The sequence below is a fragment of the Pseudomonas sp. 32A genome (assembly GCF_052682255.1).
In genome coordinates this window covers 5,036,882-5,053,936 of sequence record NZ_JBQYLY010000001.1, presented here as the reverse complement: position 1 = coordinate 5,053,936, position 17,055 = coordinate 5,036,882, and the positions used below count along the sequence as shown (strand labels likewise).

General features: G+C 61.7%; 14 protein-coding genes and 1 pseudogene. 11 read left to right on the top strand and 4 right to left on the bottom strand.

Annotated features, from left to right (window positions below; genetic code table 11):
- Nucleotides 1–35: 35 nt before the first annotated feature.
- Nucleotides 36–944 (top strand): alpha/beta fold hydrolase, encoded by a 909-nt coding sequence (locus ACUN0G_RS23350; RefSeq protein WP_445574376.1) that lies wholly within the window; start codon nt 36–38, stop codon nt 942–944.
- Here ACUN0G_RS23350 and ACUN0G_RS23345 read toward each other — a convergent pair.
- From ACUN0G_RS23345 to ACUN0G_RS23335, 3 genes are all read right to left on the bottom strand, one after another.
- Complete coding sequence (locus ACUN0G_RS23345) at nt 922–3,117, bottom strand: ATP-binding protein (RefSeq protein ID WP_445574375.1); 2,196 nt, start codon at nt 3,115–3,117, stop codon at nt 922–924. The genes ACUN0G_RS23350 and ACUN0G_RS23345 overlap by 23 nt on opposite strands.
- Entirely contained in the window at nt 3,114–3,701 is a 588-nt protein-coding gene (locus ACUN0G_RS23340; protein ID WP_445574374.1) for a biliverdin-producing heme oxygenase, read from the bottom strand. The genes ACUN0G_RS23345 and ACUN0G_RS23340 overlap by 4 nt, the downstream gene beginning before the upstream one ends.
- Nucleotides 3,702–3,832: 131 nt before the next feature.
- The gene (locus tag ACUN0G_RS23335) at nt 3,833–4,801 is read right to left on the bottom strand and encodes a GlxA family transcriptional regulator (protein ID WP_445574373.1); all 969 of its coding nucleotides are present in this window, start codon (nt 4,799–4,801) and stop codon (nt 3,833–3,835) included.
- Between the two features lie 90 nt (nt 4,802–4,891).
- Between ACUN0G_RS23335 and inhA the strand changes: the two genes are divergently transcribed.
- Complete coding sequence (gene inhA / locus ACUN0G_RS23330) at nt 4,892–5,572, top strand: isonitrile hydratase (RefSeq protein WP_445574372.1); 681 nt, start codon at nt 4,892–4,894, stop codon at nt 5,570–5,572.
- A 57-nt stretch (nt 5,573–5,629) separates the two neighbouring features.
- On the opposite strand, the gene ACUN0G_RS23325 is transcribed toward inhA, so the two are convergent.
- The gene (locus ACUN0G_RS23325; RefSeq protein WP_421553439.1) at nt 5,630–6,259 is read right to left on the bottom strand and encodes a LysE family translocator; all 630 of its coding nucleotides are present in this window, start codon (nt 6,257–6,259) and stop codon (nt 5,630–5,632) included.
- A 441-nt stretch (nt 6,260–6,700) separates the two neighbouring features.
- Between ACUN0G_RS23325 and ACUN0G_RS23320 the strand changes: the two genes are divergently transcribed.
- The 9 genes and pseudogenes from ACUN0G_RS23320 to ACUN0G_RS23280 all read left to right on the top strand — a co-directional run bounded on the left by ACUN0G_RS23320 (nt 6,701) and on the right by ACUN0G_RS23280 (nt 17,053).
- Nucleotides 6,701–7,003, top strand: coding sequence for a DUF6124 family protein (locus tag ACUN0G_RS23320; protein ID WP_445574371.1), 303 nt, complete (start codon nt 6,701–6,703; stop codon nt 7,001–7,003).
- A gap of 176 nt (nt 7,004–7,179) precedes the next feature.
- A pseudogene (locus ACUN0G_RS23315) lies at nt 7,180–7,443 on the top strand (hypothetical protein); the annotation flags it as partial.
- Nucleotides 7,444–7,934: 491 nt separating this feature from the next.
- Complete coding sequence (locus ACUN0G_RS23310; RefSeq protein ID WP_421525433.1) at nt 7,935–9,374, top strand: undecaprenyl-phosphate glucose phosphotransferase; 1,440 nt, start codon at nt 7,935–7,937, stop codon at nt 9,372–9,374.
- Nucleotides 9,374–10,834 carry a mannose-1-phosphate guanylyltransferase/mannose-6-phosphate isomerase gene (locus tag ACUN0G_RS23305; RefSeq protein WP_421525432.1) on the top strand — a complete coding sequence of 487 codons (1,461 nt, stop codon included), beginning with the start codon at nt 9,374–9,376 and terminating at the stop codon, nt 10,832–10,834. Before ACUN0G_RS23310 ends, ACUN0G_RS23305 begins: the two co-directional genes overlap by 1 nt.
- Entirely contained in the window at nt 10,834–11,745 is a 912-nt protein-coding gene (locus ACUN0G_RS23300) for a glycosyltransferase family 2 protein (protein WP_063028458.1), read from the top strand. The genes ACUN0G_RS23305 and ACUN0G_RS23300 overlap by 1 nt, the downstream gene beginning before the upstream one ends.
- Nucleotides 11,746–11,774: 29 nt before the next feature.
- Nucleotides 11,775–12,539: a polysaccharide biosynthesis/export family protein gene (locus ACUN0G_RS23295; protein ID WP_258346971.1), complete on the top strand. Its 765-nt coding sequence runs from the start codon at nt 11,775–11,777 to the stop codon at nt 12,537–12,539.
- Between the two features lie 14 nt (nt 12,540–12,553).
- Entirely contained in the window at nt 12,554–14,545 is a 1,992-nt protein-coding gene (locus tag ACUN0G_RS23290; RefSeq protein WP_258346972.1) for a GumC family protein, read from the top strand.
- Entirely contained in the window at nt 14,545–15,735 is a 1,191-nt protein-coding gene (locus ACUN0G_RS23285; protein ID WP_445574370.1) for a glycosyltransferase, read from the top strand. Before ACUN0G_RS23290 ends, ACUN0G_RS23285 begins: the two co-directional genes overlap by 1 nt.
- Nucleotides 15,725–17,053: a cellulase family glycosylhydrolase gene (locus tag ACUN0G_RS23280; protein WP_445574369.1), complete on the top strand. Its 1,329-nt coding sequence runs from the start codon at nt 15,725–15,727 to the stop codon at nt 17,051–17,053. Before ACUN0G_RS23285 ends, ACUN0G_RS23280 begins: the two co-directional genes overlap by 11 nt.
- Nucleotides 17,054–17,055 lie beyond the last annotated feature (2 nt).

Below are 17,055 nucleotides of genomic sequence, written 5' to 3'. Positions count from 1 at the left end.
AGTTCCAACACGTTCCCTCCACCCTTGGAGCCTCCATGCCCACCCTCCAAATCCGCACGCCCATGCTCGATATCGCCTACGAAGCCCATGGCCCGGAAGGCGGTGAGGTGGTGATTCTGCTGCACGGCTTTCCCTATGATCCTCGCGGTTATGACGAGATCGCCCCGGTGGTCGCCGCACGGGGCTACCGGGTATTGGTGCCGTACCTGCGGGGTTATGGGCCCACGCGTTTTATCAACGATCAGGTGATGCGCTCCGGCCAACAAGCGGCGCTGGCCAAGGATTTGCTGGATTTCATGGATGCCCTGTCCATCGAAAAAGCCACGCTGGTGGGCTATGACTGGGGCGGACGCGCGGCGTGTATTGTTGCGGCGCTATGGCCTGAACGGGTGCGGGGGCTGGTGACGGGCGATGGCTACAACATTCAGGATATCGCTGCGTCGATCAAGCCTCGGGCGCCGGAAACGGAGCATCGGCTGTGGTATCAGTTTTACCTTCATACCCAACGGGGTGTCGACGGACTGACCGCCAACCGGCGTGAGTTCTGCCAGTTGCTGTGGGCGCTTTGGTCGCCGTCGTGGGCCGAGGGGCCACGCCTGTATGACAAGACCGCACCCTCGTTTGATAACCCGGATTTTGTCGAGGTGGTGGTCCACTCTTACCGTCATCGCTTCATGTACGCGCCGGGTGATCCGGCGCTGGAAAGCATCGAGCAGGCGCTGGTGCAGCCACCACCGATTTCGGTGCCGAGCATCTCGTTGTGCGGCGCGGATGACGGCGTAGGTCCGGCCCCGGTTGAAGATGACGACCTGGAAAATTTCAGCGGGTTTTATCGGCGTGAAATGTTGGCCGGCGTGGGCCACAACATTCCCCAGGAAGCGCCCCAAGCGACCCTTGAGGCGATATTCGAGCTGCTGAGCCTTAGCCCCCAGCCGAAATCCTGAAGCTGAACACGCTGCCCTGCCCCAACACGCTTTCAGCCCACAAGGTGCCGCCGTGGGCCTCGATGATGCCGTGGGAAATGTACAACCCCAGCCCGCTGCCAGTGGGGTTGCCCACGCGGGAGGTCCAGTAGCGTTCGAAGATATACGGCAACTGCGCCGGGTCGATGCCGACACCGTTGTCGCACACCCGGAACAGCACCTCATCGCCCGCGGCCTCGGCAATCACCTCGATCACACCGCCTACCGGGGTGAATTTCAGGGCGTTGCCCAGCAGGTTGGAAAACACCTGGAACAGTCGCTCAGGGTCGGCCTGCACACTCAGCCCGGGCGCGGCGCTCCAGCTCAGGTCGACACCCTTGGCTGCCGCCAGCGGCTGCCACATCGAGCAAATCTGTTCCTGAGTCGCCGCCACATCGAGCGATTGCAGCGAAACGCTGTAGCGCCCGGCCTCGATACGCGAGATATCCATCAGGTCTTCCAGCAGGGTGTTCATGCGGGACGTCGCGTTTTGCATGGTTTCAATCGCGGTGGCGAGACGACGATTGGCCTTGCTGCCGTCAGCGGGCACCAGGCTGCGCATCATGCCGCATTGCATCAGCAGGATGGTCAGCGGGCTGCGCAGGTCATGGGAGACCACTGCCACCAGTTCATCACGCGCCCGTAAGGCTTCATGTTCACGCTGGACCTGGCGCGCAAGGTCATGCTCCAGGGCATTGCGCCGCAGGCTCTCCACCGCCAGCAACGCCGAGCGTGACCAGTACAGGGCCTTGCCGTCGACCTGCTGTTTCCACAGCTCGAACGACAGGCGCGGGCTCAAGGTCGTGCCACCCGGTTCCTGATGTTTGACCGGCTGGCCGCTCCACTCCACCGTGGACTTGACCTCCGGGCGAAACCACATCACGGCGTTGTCTACCGGCTTGGGCAGGCAGAACGCCAACAGGCCGCTGGCGTGGGCCTGATAGGCCGCCGCCGGGGGGAAATCCACAGACAGTTGATGGCTGTGCACCACGCCTTTGCCCTGCCCGCGCACCCACTGGTACAAGGCGTGGATTTCAGCCCGTTTGGGGCAAACGCCGAACACATGCAGACGCTCTTCCACCAGGATCGCCAGGCCACCGGCGGCGGTCAGGCTCAGCAGCGTTTGCGCATGCGGCAACAGGCTTTCCATCACATCGCACTGCACCCCCGTCATGGCAGCGACCAACGCTTCGACCATGGCGGCCTTGTCGCGTTGTTGGCGGCGCTCCTGCTGTTCCTGGAGCAACGTGATCTGCATCGACAACAGCTGGCCGATGCTGGTGCAGGCGGTGCGCAGTTCGTGAGGCACACGCAACGGCTCACGGTGGCCACAGGTGATCAGGCCCCAGAGCTGGTCGTCCTTGAGCAGCGAAATGCTCATGGAGGAACGCACGCCCATGTTCTTCAGATAGTGGCAGTGCACCGGCGACACGCTGCGCAACACGGCGAAGCTGAGGTCCAGGGGCTGGCCGGTGTCGGGGCGCAGCGCCGGCAGGATCGGCACCGGCTGGTACTCGGCGTCGGGAATCACGCGGATCCAGTTCAGCCGGTACAACTCACGAGCCTGGGGCGGGATGTCCGAAGCGGGGAAACATAATCCCAGGTACGGCTGCATGCCCTCGCTGAGGGCCTCACCGATGACCTTGCCATGGCCTTCCTGCTCGAAGCGGTACAAGGTGACCCGGTCATACCCGGTGAGGCTGCGAATCTCGGTGACGCAGGTCTGGTACAAACTCTCGAGCGTCTTGGCGGACTGCAAGCGGCGCATCGTGCGGGCGAGTTGCCCGACGGCGCGGTGCTCAAGGGTCATGGCCCGCTCCAGCTCGAGAAACAGCAGGCCTTGATGACGATGCAGAAGGATGTCGTAGGCGTACCCATCAAGCGTCAGTTGATGCACCTCATCTTCGTCGGCGTCCAGGTCTGCCAGGGCACGGCTCACCTGCGCTGCGGCCTTGCTACCCAGCACGCTGGCCAGCGCCTGGCCCGACGCACTTTCCGCGCCCAGGCCCAGGGCGACGGTCAGGTTGCTGCTGGCTTGCAGTACCTCAAGCGCCGGCTCACTCAGCGTCAACAACAAGCCGTGGGGCTGGATCGATCCGGGAATGTGGATGGGCTCGTTGGCGCAGTCGTCTATCAGCGTATCGACCGTGCTCATCGCAGCACTCCGCAATGGTCCAGCCACTGCTCGAAACAGGTAAAAGTCGACTCGGCGACGCTCACCGCCTCCAGGCGTTCGGTCGGAATTTGCAGAGGGTAAAGGCACTCGAGGAAGCGCTGCCACAGAGCGCTGGTTTGCGCGCCGTACACATTCATGAATGCGCCGCCATTGGTGGAGCCCACGCCAATCTTGATCTCGATCAGGTCACGCAACACCTGGCCGCCGAGGGTTGCGCCTTCCAGCACGTAGAGGGCGCCCAAGGCCTGGGCCACGTTGGTGATGGCGGGCAGTTCGGAGCACAACGGCAAGGCGTCGATCTGCGAGTTTTCCAGGCCCAGCGCCCGCAAATCAGCCTGCAAGTACGGGGTTTTGCTGCGCCGTCCCCATTCCAGGTCAGGGATGATTTCACCCCACGGCGCCAGGGCTCGCTCCAGCGGCTGATAGAAGCCGTAATAGGCGCTCATCAGCTCGCGGTACAGCGCCAGGTCCATGCGGGAAAACGGCAGACGGGTATCGAGGCGTCGGTGCAGCGCAGCGGTCGCCGCGCGTAGTTCGACAAGGACAGGAGGTAGTGAATTCATGAGCTGTGCGCACGCCGGGAAGGTTCAAAACCGCGACGTAGAGGCCTGGGATCAAGACACTGCGCAATGGACTGTGAGTAACATAGCACCTTGATACAAAAACGTACCTATTCGTTCAAACAGGCTTCGCTTCAACCGGGTGAGGAAAACCGTTCGCGGTAGGCCTGGGGCGTGATCGACACCGCCCGCAGGAAGCTGCGGCGCATGGTTTCTTCGCAGCCAAAGCCGCAGTGCACGGCAATACGTTTGATCGACGCGCTGCTGTCCGCCAACTGCCGGCGGGCGGTTTCCACACGGATCAATTCGACGGCCCGCGCTGGCGTCTGGCCGGTTTCGGCGCGGTAGTGGCGCACGAAGCTGCGCTCGCTCATGCCCGCTTGGGCGGCCAGTGTGGCAACGTTCAAATCGAGGGTCAGGTGTTCGGCGATCCAGGCGTGCAGCTCCGCAAAACGGCTACCGCCCTTTTGCAGGGACAACGTCACGCTGAACTGCGATTGCCCACCGGGGCGCTTGAGAAACACCACCAGGTGCCGCGCCACTTCCAGGGCCACGGCGCGGCCCAGGTCCTCTTCCACCAGTGCCAGGCACAAGTCGATGCCGGCAGTCACGCCGGCGGAGGTCCACAGGTTGCCCTGCTGGATGAAAATCGGGTTGGCCTCCACCGTCAGTTGTGGGTATTTGCGCGCGAGTTCTTCGCAGCGGGTCCAGTGAGTCGCCACGCGGCAGCCGTCGAGCAAACCACTGGCGGCCAGCAGAAAGGCGCCGGTGCACACCGAGGTGATGCGCCGTGACCGGGTGGCTTTTTGCCGAACCCAGTCCACCAGCGCCGGATCTTCGGCGGCCCCGTACACGCCCCACCCGCCCGCGATCACCAGCGTGTCGCACGGCGCATCGGCGGCCGGCAACGGCTCGGCCACCAGGGCCAGGCCCGCCGAGGTCATCACCGGCTCGGCCTGGGCGGCAATCACACTGACCGCATAGGGCAACGGCAAACCCTGCTGGCGCGCCAGGTCATTGGCCGAAGCAAACACTTGCAAGGGTCCGGTGACGTCGAGGACCTGCACATTGGCAAAAGCGAGCACGTTGATGATTCTGGGCATGATTGGCGTAATTCGTGGGCTCAATGGCGTATGCGCCAGAGCCTAGGTGACTAGAGTGAAGCCGTCCATCCCTTTTTCAGGCGTATTCCCATGACCTTGCAGATCGGCTTTTTGTTGTTCCCCGGCATCCAGCAACTCGACCTCACCGGCCCCTACGACGTGCTGGGTTCGCTGCCGGACGTGAAACTGCACCTGGTGTGGAAGGACCTGGCGCCGGTCACCTCCAGCACCGGGTTAGTGTTTACCCCCAGCACCAACTACGACGAGTGCCCGACGCTGGATGTGATCTGCGTGCCCGGCGGCTCGGGGGTTGGGGCACTGATGGAAGATGAGCAAACCCTGGCGTTTCTCAAGGCACAAGCACAAACCGCACGTTACGTGACCTCGGTGTGCACCGGCTCCCTGGTACTGGGTGCGGCGGGCTTGTTGCGCGGGCGTCGGGCAACCACTCACTGGGCCTACCACGACATGCTCGCCCCGCTGGGCGCGATCCCGGTGCAGGAGCGCGTGGTGCGTGACGGCAACCTGTTGACCGGTGGCGGGATCACCGCCGGGATCGACTTTGCCCTGACCCTGGCGGCCGAGCTGTACAGCGAAGCGGCGGCGCAACTGGTGCAGTTGCAGATTGAATACGCCCCGGCGGCGCCGTTCAATGCAGGCCGGCCGGAAACCGCGCCGCCGCATGTGCTGGAGGAAGCCCGCAAGCGCACCGCCGAGTCGCGCAAGACTCGGGGCGAAATCGTGGCACGGGCGGCGGCGCGGTTGGGTTAAGCACTCGCCCCTCGTTGGAGATCACCGCGTGATAGCCGCCGTATTCACGGCGGGTTGTCACGTCGGGCGAGACGTCAGCGCCAATCGCACGGCCAGCACCATCAGCACGGTCGCCAGGCCCCATTTCTGTAAGCCTGCGCTCCCCGGTTTGCCGGCAAAAAACCGGCTCACCGCCCCGCCAAAAATCCCCAATACGGCATGAAACACACCGCTGATCAGCGTCAGGATGATCCCCAGTTGCACCAATTGCAGCGCGATGGGGCCCGCCTCGGGGCTGACGAATTGCGGCAGGAACACCATGAAAAACAGCAACGCCTTGGGGTTGAGCAAACTGTTGAGCATCGCCCGCACAAACACCCGGCCCAGCGGCACTCGGACGACGTGGGCCGTGTCCAGGGCGGGCTTTTTTTGCAGGGTCTTGAACACCAGCCACAGCAGGTACAACACCCCGGCGTAGCGAATCAGGTCGAAGGCCGGCGGCCAACTGGCGACCAGTGCAGTCACGCCGGTCGCGGTCAGTGCTGTGAGCAGCAGGTCCGCCACACTGATGCCCAACCCCGACGCCACCCCGCCACGCCAGCCATAGGTCACGCCGTGGCTGATGACGAAGGCCATGTTCGGCCCCGGGGATAACAACAGCAGCAGAACTGCACCAGAGAAAACAGCCAGGGTTGCGAGGTCGATCATGCTCAAGCCATCCGCAGGGAAAGCTCGTAGATTAGTCAGCCTGCCTGAGGCACACAAAAAATTGTTCTGGATACGCTTTGCACGGGTCCGGGTGGCCTTGCCAGGTTGGGAAAATTCGCGAGGCCATTCGGATATGAATAAAGGGCCAGCAGGCTAAATCCCTTTGATTTGCGGGACGTTTCCTAGACAATCTTTCGGCCTTGTGCCTGCCGGAACCGGTGGCTAGTCTTCGCCCCTTCACTGCTCATCAGTGAACGGGTTTAGTCGCCCGAACCTTCACAAGGCGCATGGTTTCATCATGAGGTTTTATGGTGGCTGTGCGCAGGGCACCTTCGGGTGCGCCGGATTTTCCTTGTGGCCGGTCGACTAACCTGCGTACAGCCGCCACCCATCGTTTAGTCGCGACGGGGGCCGGCTCCTGGTCTCATAAGGAGTTACATCATGAATAAAGCCGTCCCCGACCCACCCAGCGACCTGCTCCAAAATCGCGCCGCGTTCAATCGCGCACTCGAACACTACCTGCCTTCCCAGGGCTTCCACACCGTCAACGAAGACCTGAGTTTCGAAGACGCCCTGCTCTACACCGCGAGCCTGCTCAGCAGCGCCTCGGCCACCGCCCTCGACTGTGGCGAACTGCTACAAAGCCCCGAGCGGGCGAAGTTGTTGGCGGTGTGGCATTTGCTGGAAATTGCCAAGACCACTGTCGACCGCTCGATTGAGTGTTTGCACCTGCGCAAGGCTTAGCCCCAACGCGCTCAACTTTGTGGGAGCGGGCTTGCTCGCGAAAGCGGCGTATCCGTCAGCACATAGCTTGACTGGAAAACCGCTTTCACGAGCGACCTTGATCCAGAACCGACCTACACCAAAGTAAGAAGCATCCGACTACTCACTTCTCCTCCGCTCCCCTAGCGTGCCGTGTCCTGAAGGTCGTACTGGATTTGCAAGAACAATGGCGCCCGGGTGGCTGGATACCGATTCGGGTCAAGTACGACCCACCATTCGCCGACACCCCCGAATGGCGTACCCGATCGCGGAACGTAAACCTGGGCGGCACCTCTTACTGGCAAGCTGGAAACAACTACCAAGTAATGCTGGTGGTTAATCGCTTCAAGGATCACCGCAATCCTGAGCAAGAGCGCTACCTCATCAAGCTACAACTGGCTGAACCGTGGGTGCAGCCATGACCCGCTCCACCTTCCGGGCAACCCAATTTTGAAAAGTAATCCTCAAGCTTAGTACCACTCAAAAGAGGTGTCGGATTCAAATCCTCACCACTCGTCGCTTGCCCCCAAAAACCCCCGCATCCGACCTCCGTCAAAAAAAGGTTTTCCTCAGCCGCAGGAAATTTCCCAAATTTGTTCCTACACTCCAAAACGCCAGCATTTTGTTCTCGAAAACCCCAAGAGCCCGACCAAGACAGTCAACAATCTGTCACGTCGAGCAGTAGATAATGTTTCTAAAGCGATACCCTTATAAAAAAGTCAAAACCTTGACGAACAGAGAAAAGAGAACCATCATTTAGCCATTACCCCGCAAATTCCCTGCAAATAGATAGGTAATTGCGTATTACCCAGCGAAGCAAGCCGTTCGTCTGGCGCCACTTATAAAGCAAGCCCTGCCTTTATGGATGAGCAGCCGAACAAGGAAGCCCTGGTGTGCAATGAGGGATGTTTTTATGCGCGAGAAGTCGTCAGTCGACAGCCTGTTTTTGACCCGGGCCGGTTTTATTGAATTTTTTGTCGTTTTCGTAAAGTTGATGCACGGTCTCACCGCTGTTTTTCCGGCACTGATCCTGCTGTTTTATCCGGAACCGATGGCCACTGAACTGCGCGCCCATTTTCTCGGCTTGCTGCTGTTCTTCGCAATCATGACGATTATTTTGTTCCAGGCCATTGGGGTGTACTCCGAGGAGTTGTTCAGTAACCGCCTGCGGTTTCGCACCATGCTGGTGGCCTGGTCTTCGGCGTTTTGCATCCTGCTGTTCATGTACCAGATTCTGCTGATGTTCCCGCAGTTGAGCCCGCGCAACCTGGCGTTCTGGTTTGTCACCAGCCTGGCGTTGTTCGGGCTGGAGCGGATCGTGATGCTGCGCCTGTTTCGCAACCTGATGGCCAACGGCAAATACCTGCAACGCACGGTGATCCTCGGCTTCACCGACACCGCCGTGCACGTGGCTGACCACTTGCAACGCAACGGCGATATCCGCTCCGGCCTGATTGGTTTTATCGACGACCGCACCGAGCGCATCCCCAAGGAATTGAGCAACCTGCCGCTGCTGGGCAACACCCGCGACCTGGAAAAACTGATCCGCTCCGAGCAGGTCAACCAAGTGATGATTACCCTGCCCTGGGCCGCCGAACAGCGGATTAACGGGCTGGTGAAGCGCCTGCGGCAGATGTCGGTCAACGTGATGCTGGTGCCCGACATGGCCGCCCTGCGTTATGGCCACAGCCGCATCACCGATGTCGGCGGCATCTTGATGTTCAACACTTCCCACGTGCCTTTGCGGGGTTGGTCGCCGTTTATCAAGCGCTGCGAAGACCTGATTCTGGCGACCCTGGGCCTGGTGGCGTTGTCGCCGATCATGCTGATCACGGCGATTGCCATCAAGCTCGACTCCAAGGGCCCGGTGCTGTTTCGCCAGAACCGTTTTGGCTACAACGACAACGTGATCCGGGTGTTCAAGTTCCGTTCGATGTACGCCGAGATGAGCGACTTCAACGCCGACCGCCAGACCACCCGTGGCGACCCGCGCATCACCCGCGTGGGCCGGATCATTCGCAAGACCAGCATCGATGAGCTGCCGCAGTTGTTCAACGTGCTGCTGGGCAACATGTCGATGGTCGGCCCGCGCCCCCACGCCACCGCGACCAAGGCCGCCGGCGTGCCCTACGAAGTCGCCGTCAGCGAGTACAGCTCACGGCACCGGGTGAAACCGGGCATCACGGGCTGGGCGCAAATCAACGGCTATCGTGGTGAAACCGACACCCTGTTCAAGATTCAGAAACGCGTTGAGTACGACCTGGAGTACATCTCGAAGTGGTCGGTGTGGTTCGACTTGTACATCGTTTTCATGACGGTCCCAGCCGTCCTTTCGACCAAGGAAGTCTATTGATGAACACCCTCAACGGCTTGATTCCCTGCATTATTTCCGGTGGCTCGGGCACCCGGCTGTGGCCGGTGTCACGGCAGAACATGCCCAAGCCTTTCATGCGCATGCGTGACGACCAGAGCCTGTTGCAGAAGACCTTCCTGCGGGCCAGTCACTTGCCGGGCGTGGAAAGCGTGCTGACGGTGACCAACCGCGAGATGCTGTTTCGCACCCTGGATGACTACCGCGTGGTCAACAAGACCCACCTGGCCCTCGACCTGCTGCTGGAGCCATTCGGGCGCAACACCGCCGCTGCGATCGCCGTGGCCGCCCTGCACGTGCAGGAGAATTTCGGCGGCGAGGCGCAGTTGCTGGTGATGCCTGCCGACCATCTGATCCTCGATGAAAGCGCCTTCGCCGATGCCGTCACCCAGGCCCGCGAATTGGCAGAGGCCGGCTACCTGGTGACGTTCGGCATTCAGCCCGACCACCCTGAAACCGGCTTCGGCTATATCGAACAAGGCGACGCACTGGGCCAGGGTTTCCGGGTCAAGCGTTTCGTCGAGAAGCCCGACCTGGCCACCGCCCAGGGGTATCTGGACGGCGGCAAGCACCTGTGGAATGCCGGGATGTTCTGCTTCAAGGCAAGCACATTGCTCGACGAGCTTGCGCTGCACGCCCCCGCCGTACTGGACGCCGCGAAAGCCGCCCTCGACCACAGCCACAGCCTGAATAACAACAACTGCCGCCAGCGCGAATTGAACGCCGAAGGCTTCGGGTCGGCGCCGGATATCTCGATCGACGTGGCGCTGATGGAAAAATCCGCGCAAGTGGCCGTGGTGCCCTGTGACATCGGCTGGAGTGATATCGGTTCCTGGGACGCAGTGCGCCAGCTCACTCCGAGCGACGCCAATGGCAACCAGGTCAACGGTGAAGCGATCCTGCACGACGTGCACAACTGCTACATCGACTCGCCCAAACGGGTATTGGGCGCAGTGGGCGTGAGCGACCTGATCATCGTCGACACCCCGGACGCCATCCTGATTGCCGACGCCAACCGCAGCCAGGACGTGCGCTACATCGTCGCCGAGCTCAAGCGCCAGAACCATCCGGCGTTCAGCCTGCACCGCACCGTGACCCGGCCGTGGGGCACCTACACCGTGCTGGAAGAAAGCAGCCGCTTCAAGATCAAGCGCATCGTGGTCAAGCCACGCGCCTCGCTGTCGTTGCAGATGCACCATCACCGCAGCGAGCACTGGGTAGTGGTCAGCGGCGCAGCGATGATCACCAACGGCGACCGTGAATTCCTGATCAACGCCAACGAATCCACCTACATTCCGGCCGGGCACAAACACCGTCTGACCAACCCCGGCATCATTGATCTGGTGATGATCGAGGTGCAGAGCGGCGAGTACCTCGGGGAAGACGACATTGTTCGTTTTGACGACATCTACGGCCGGGCTCCGGCCGAAGTGAAGCAGTGATGCGTACCGCCCTGATCATCCCGACCCGCAACGCAGCCAGCCACCTCGACCGGCTGCTGCCGGCGCTGCGCATGCAGACCCTGCAACCGGACGAAACCCTGGTGGTCGACAGCGCCTCCAGCGATGACACCGTGGCGCGCTTTCGCGAGTTCGGCGTACGGGTCGAAGTGATCGATGCCAAGGATTTCAACCATGGCGGCACCCGCCGCTGGGCTAGCGAGCAAGTCGACGGCGACGCGCTGATCGTGATGACTCAGGATGCGATCCCTGCCGAGCCCGAGACCTTCGCCAACCTGGTGGGCGAGCTGGAACTGGACCCGCTCAACGGCGTCGCCTATGGCCGCCAGCTACCGCACCCGGATGCCGGCGTGCTGGGCGCCCAGTCACGCCACTTCAACTACCCGCCGCAAAGCCGCAGCAAAAGCCTGGCGGATGCGCCGGAGTTGGGGATCAAGACCTGCTTCAGTTCGGATTCTTTTTCGGTGTACCGGCGCAGCGCCCTGCAAGCCGTCGGTGGCTTCCCCGCGGATGTGATCGGCAGCGAGGACGCCTACGTCGCCGCCCGCATGCTGCTGGAAGGCTACAAGGTGCGCTACGCCGCCACCGCCCTGGTCTATCACTCCCACGATTACCGTCTCATGGATGAGTTTCACCGCTACTTCGACATTGGCGTGTTCTACGGCCGCGAGCCGTGGATCCGCCAGGCTTTTGGCGATGCCGGCGGTGAAGGTAAACGCTATGTACTGGCTGAGCTTCGAGCATTACGCGAAGCCGGTGCATTGCACCGCGTACCCGAAGTACTGGTGCGCAGCGCGTTCAAATTGCTCGGCTACCGGCTGGGCCATCTGGAGCGCCAGCTCCCCCTCGCCCTCAAGCGGCGCATCAGCATGTTCCCCGGTTATTGGAGGTGAGCATCATGACCTACAGGAAGACCCCTTTGATGAAACGAACCTTGCTCGTCCTGGCCATGATGGCATTGGCCGCCTGCAATACGCCCGCGCGGATCGTCGCGCCCGATGGCAAGACCGTGGACGAGGGCAAGCAGGCCCTCGATCGCATGGCCCAGTTGCCGCCGGCGGTGGAGCGGATCCGCATCGGCGACCAGCTGCGGATCGTCCGCGATGCCGGGGAAATGCCGACCCTGTCGGCGTTCAACGTCAGCACGATTTATGAGCTGACGCTGTACACCGTGCAGAACGACGGCAAGATCAACTACCCCTTCCTGGGCCCGATCCAGGTGGCGCGGCGCACGCCGGCGGAAGTCGCCGCCGAGCTGAGCCAGAAACTCGCACCGGTGTATCGCGAGCCTCGGGTGACGGTGAATATCAACCAGGCGCCAGGTAACACGGTGATCGTCGGCGGCGCGGTGTTCAACCCGTCGGCGATCTCCATCGCCACGGCCCCGACCATGGAGCAGGCGATTCTCGGTGCCGGCGGCGTCAGCCCGGTGGGCAACGCGAGCATGGTCGCCCTGCTGCGTGAAGATGGCCAAGGTATCTATCACGCTTACTTCCTGGATTTCAGCCAGTACCTGAAGAACGGCGCACTGGGCCGCAAGCCCGTGGCGCTGCAACGCGGTGACGTGGTGTTTGTACCCAAGTCCAACGTCGGCGAACGGATCCAAGGCGTGGACACTTACCTGAACCAGCTGATTCCCTTCACCAAATCCATTGGTGTGGGCTACAGCTACACCACGAACCACTAAAGGAGCGACATCCCATGATCGAGATCCGTTCTTTTCGTGATCTTCTGCGTCTGTTCTTCATCTTCAAGCACGAGTTCAAACTGGCGGCGATTGCCGCGCTGGTGATCATTTTGCTGGGGGCGTTCCTGCTGCCGGCTAAGTATGAATCCACCGCGCGGTTGCTGGTAAAACCGGGGCGTGACTCGACGATGCCGATCGAGGTCGACAACCGTCAGCCGATCGTCATGCCGAGCACCCAGCGCGACCCGATTGTCGACGAAGAGCGCTTGCTGACCGGGCGCCCCATCGTGCGTGCAGTGGCCGAGCATTACCTGGAAGTGATGGACAAGATGCAGCCGCCGGAAGGCGTGTGGAAACGCACCAAGTGGTACGTCAAAAAAGGCATCAGCGCCGTGTTTGACGGTGTGCGAGTGGTGCTGGAAACCGTTGGTATCGTCGAAGAAACCACCCCGGTGGAACGCCTGGCGAAAAGCCTGGAGAAAAACTTCGAAGTGACCCATGCCATCGGCTCTACGGTGATGGACATCAGCTTCCGTTGGGATGATCCGCAGATCGCCCAGGCGGTGGTCAAGGATTGGGTCGAGACCTACATCGACGAGCGCACCCAGGCGTTGGGCCGCAAGAGCCTGTACGCGTTCTATGAAGGCCAGGTGTCTTCAAGCGCTGCCCAGATCAAGAGCTACAAGGACCAGATCCTCACGCACTTGAACCAGATCGGCGCATCGAGCATCACTGACCGCCTGGAAGACTTGTCCGAGCGGATCAACGTGCTGCGTGGCGAAGTGTTCAACTCCACCCGCCTGATTGCCTCGTCTGACAGCGCCATCGAAAGCACCCGCAATCAACTCAAGGGCCAGCCCAAAGAGGTGACCACGGTTCGCCAGATCGCGTTGAACCCGCAGCAACAAGACTTGCGTCGCCTGCTGAACCAGAAGCTCCTGGAAAAAGCCGACATGATGCGTACCTACACGGATAACGCGCCGCCGGTCAAAGCCCTGGATGCCTCGATCCGTGCCATGCAGGCCCAGGTCGCCGGTGAAAGCGACACGGTGCAAAGCTCGGAAAACCGTGCGCCAAACACCCTGGAAATCCACCTGCAACGGGTGCTGCTGGATGAGACCAGCAACAACCTGGCGCTGCGCACTCAACTGACGCAACAGCAAAAGCAACTGACGGAACTGGAAGCGCAACGCAAGGACGCCCTGGCCATTGAGCCGGAACTGGCGCGCCTGGCCCGTGAGCTGAGCGGCACCGAGAAAAACTACGCGCTGTATGTCGACAGCCTGGAGAAATCGCGGATCGACCGTGAACTGGACAAGAGCCAAATCAGTAACATCGCGGTGATCGAAGAAGCCACCCTCAACCCTGGGCGCGTCTTCCCGAAAACCCTGTTGATGCTGTTGCTGGCAATCCCGTTCTCCATCGTGGTCGGGCTGCTGGTGATCTACCTGTGCTACCTGCTGGATCAGCGGATCCACGACGGCGGCCTGGTGGAAGGCAAGTTCGGCCTGCCACTGTGGACCACGCTGCCGGAACTGGACACCAGTACCGCGCAAAGCACCAACGCCTTCAACGCGAGCATTTATCGCCTGTATGGCTTGCTGCCGCTGGAGCGTATTGCCGAGCAGGGCCTGACCCTGGGGCTGACCTCGGCGCGACACGGTGAAGGAGTGAGTTTTGTGGTCGAGCAGTTGCGCCAGTTGCTGGAAGAGAACGGCGTGCGGGTACGGGTCGGCGGGATTGAGCCGGCCGTTCCGGGCGAAGTGGTGTTGCTGGATGCCTCGGCACTGCTGGACAACCGCGATGCGTTCATCAACCTGCGCCGTGCCGACCTGATTGCGCTGGTCGTAGAAGCGCAAAAAAGCACGGTACCGGTGGTGGAACATGCCCTGTCGATCCTCACCACGGCGTTCGGCAAGGTCGATGGCATCATCATCAACCGCCGTAAGTTCGAGGTGCCGGTCAAGGTGCTGAAAACCATCGCCAAATACCGGGGTTCGTTCTGATGCGCATCGCCCTGCTCGCTCCCCTGCCGCCGGAAAAGAATGGGATCGCTGACTACGCGAACCATTTCAAGACGGCACTGGAGCAATTGGGCGTCGATGTGATCACGCCCTTGACGGGCGTGGTCAGCAGCACGGCGTCGATCAAACAGGCGATTGCCGGTTTCGACTGGCAACGTGTTGACCTGGTCCACGCCGAGCTGGGCGGTGGGCGCCTGGGGGAATTTTTGGCCCTGCGCGAATTGCGCAAGGCCTACCCTGCGCTGCCACTGACTGCCACGGTGCATGACCCGGAACGCATGGTCTGGCGGCGCGAGCAATTGCCCTTTCCGCTGAACCTGCTGGCATCCTTGCCCAGCCCATTGCCGCAGGCGGCGGTGGTGCTGGCCGATCCCATGACCCTGCGCGAAGAACGTCACGTCGCCCAGGGCCTGACCCGGCTGGTGACCCTCACTCGCCTGGGCGCCGACTGCCTGACGGCGCGCATGCAATTGCCCGCCGGTAAGGTGGCGGTGATCAACCACGCCAACCTGGATATCCCGCCCGTGGCCTTGCCGCCACTGGACACGCTGCACCTGCTGTATTTTGGTTTTATCTACCGTGGCAAAGGCATCGAAGACCTGTTGCAGGCCCTGGCCGCCGTCTTTGAAAAAGCCCCCGAATTGCGTGACCGTGTGCGCCTGACCCTGGCCGGTGGCACTGCCGCCGAAATGGCGTTTGGCGCGGGCGGCAATTACCTGGAGCAGTTGAACAGCCAGATCGCCGAACTCGGCCTGGCCGGCTCCATCGACTGGCGGCTGAATTTGCCGGCCAGCGAGATCCCGCAGACGATCCAGGCGCACCATGTGATGGTGCTGCCGTATCGCGAATCGAAAAAGCTCGGCCTGTTGGGCCGCCAGCGTGGCACCAGCGGTGCATTGTCATGGGCTGCCGCCTGCGGGCGCGGCGCGATCACCTCCGATGCCCGGGCGTTTGCCGAGGAAGTCGCCAGCGGCAACGGCGCCATCTATCCGCAAGGCGATGTAGCCGCCTTGAGCGAGCAACTGCTGCTGCTCGCGCGCAATCCGCAAATGGCCAGGGACTGGGCCGAGCGCGCCGCAGCGATTGGTCGTGAACGGCTGTGGCCGTTGACGGCGCAGAAGTTCGCGACACTGTTTAGTAAAGCCATTGCAGGAGGCAACCATGGCACGTAAACGGACTTACCTGGCGACCCTCGTGGTCGTCGCCGCACTGGGCCTGACCGCCTTTCTCTGGGGCCGCCCGGCGGATGCCGAGAGCCATGTGCTCAAGGGCAACAAAGAGATCGTGTGGAAAGATTTTCTGGGGGTGAACGCGCAGTTCCTGTGGTTCAGCCCCGAGCGTTATCAGAAGCAGATCGACCGCCTCAAGGCCCTGGGTCTGGAATGGGTGCGCCTGGACCTGCACTGGGACCAGCTGGAAACCGCCGAGAACCAGTACAACGTGGCGCCCCTCGATGAGCTGGTGAACAAGCTGCAGCAGAACCAGATCAAGTCGGTGTTCTACCTGGTGGGCTCGGCGAAGTTCATCACCACCGCGCCGGCCTCTTCGCCCTACCAGGACCAGTTCCCGCCCAAGGACCCGGCCGTTTTCGCCCACCGCATGGCGTTGCTGGCCCAGCGTTACCCCAGCGTGGACGCATGGCAGGTGTGGAACGAGCCGAACCTGTTGGGTTTCTGGCGCCCCGTCGCCGACCCGGCCGGCTATGCGAATCTCTTGCAAGTCACCGCTGCCGCGCTGCGGGTGGTGAACCCGAACAAACCGGTGGTGACGGCCGGCATGGCGTTCTTCAGCGAAATGCCCAACGGCCAGAACATGCTCGACGGGCTGCTGCAACTGGGCCTGCCAAGCCTGAACACCGTGGTGTCTTATCACCCCTACACCCAATTGCCCGAAGGCAATACCCCGTCGAAACTCGACTTTGTCGAAAAGACCAGCGCCCTTAACCAGAAACTGCGGGCGGCCGGGGTCAAGACCCTGTGGAGCACCGAGTGGGGCTGGTCGAACTATAAAGGCCCGAAAGAGGTGCAGGACTTCATCACCCCTCAAGGCCAGGCCGACTACATCGTGCGCCGCATCGCACTGATGAGCGCGCTGGATTTCGACAAGATTTTCCTGTTCACCCTGAGTGACCTGGACCAGCGTGCCAGCGTGCGCGACCAGAGTTATGGCTTGCTCGACATCGACACCAATCCCAAGCCGTCGTATACCGCCTTGAAGAATTTCCTGCAGGTGAGCGGGCCCAAATTGACCCCGGGCGATCCGCCCACCGCCGACCAATTGCCCGACGGCCTGTTCAGCATCGGCTGGACCCGTGCCGACGGGCGCAAGGTGTGGTTCTTCTGGTCGGCCCGTGGCGGCAACGCGCACTTGCCGGGCCTGACCACCGCCACCTTGTACGACCCATTGCGCAGCACCGAAACACCGTTGAGTGGCACCAATGGACTGGATGTACCGGTCAAGCCGAACCTGCAAATTCTGTTATGGGATTGAAG

Coding starts and splice junctions, on each gene's coding strand:
- ACUN0G_RS23290 (WP_258346972.1), top strand. CDS start 12,554: ATGATCGAGATCCGTTCTTTTCGTGATCTTCTGCGTCTGTTCTTCATC.
- ACUN0G_RS23335 (WP_445574373.1), bottom strand. CDS start 4,801: ATGCCCAGAATCATCAACGTGCTCGCTTTTGCCAATGTGCAGGTCCTC.
- ACUN0G_RS23295 (WP_258346971.1), top strand. CDS start 11,775: ATGAAACGAACCTTGCTCGTCCTGGCCATGATGGCATTGGCCGCCTGC.
- ACUN0G_RS23310 (WP_421525433.1), top strand. CDS start 7,935: ATGCGCGAGAAGTCGTCAGTCGACAGCCTGTTTTTGACCCGGGCCGGT.
- ACUN0G_RS23345 (WP_445574375.1), bottom strand. CDS start 3,117: ATGAGCACGGTCGATACGCTGATAGACGACTGCGCCAACGAGCCCATC.
- ACUN0G_RS23280 (WP_445574369.1), top strand. CDS start 15,725: ATGGCACGTAAACGGACTTACCTGGCGACCCTCGTGGTCGTCGCCGCA.
- ACUN0G_RS23340 (WP_445574374.1), bottom strand. CDS start 3,701: ATGAATTCACTACCTCCTGTCCTTGTCGAACTACGCGCGGCGACCGCT.
- ACUN0G_RS23305 (WP_421525432.1), top strand. CDS start 9,374: ATGAACACCCTCAACGGCTTGATTCCCTGCATTATTTCCGGTGGCTCG.
- ACUN0G_RS23350 (WP_445574376.1), top strand. CDS start 36: ATGCCCACCCTCCAAATCCGCACGCCCATGCTCGATATCGCCTACGAA.
- ACUN0G_RS23325 (WP_421553439.1), bottom strand. CDS start 6,259: ATGATCGACCTCGCAACCCTGGCTGTTTTCTCTGGTGCAGTTCTGCTG.
- ACUN0G_RS23320 (WP_445574371.1), top strand. CDS start 6,701: ATGAATAAAGCCGTCCCCGACCCACCCAGCGACCTGCTCCAAAATCGC.
- inhA (WP_445574372.1), top strand. CDS start 4,892: ATGACCTTGCAGATCGGCTTTTTGTTGTTCCCCGGCATCCAGCAACTC.
- ACUN0G_RS23285 (WP_445574370.1), top strand. CDS start 14,545: ATGCGCATCGCCCTGCTCGCTCCCCTGCCGCCGGAAAAGAATGGGATC.
- ACUN0G_RS23300 (WP_063028458.1), top strand. CDS start 10,834: ATGCGTACCGCCCTGATCATCCCGACCCGCAACGCAGCCAGCCACCTC.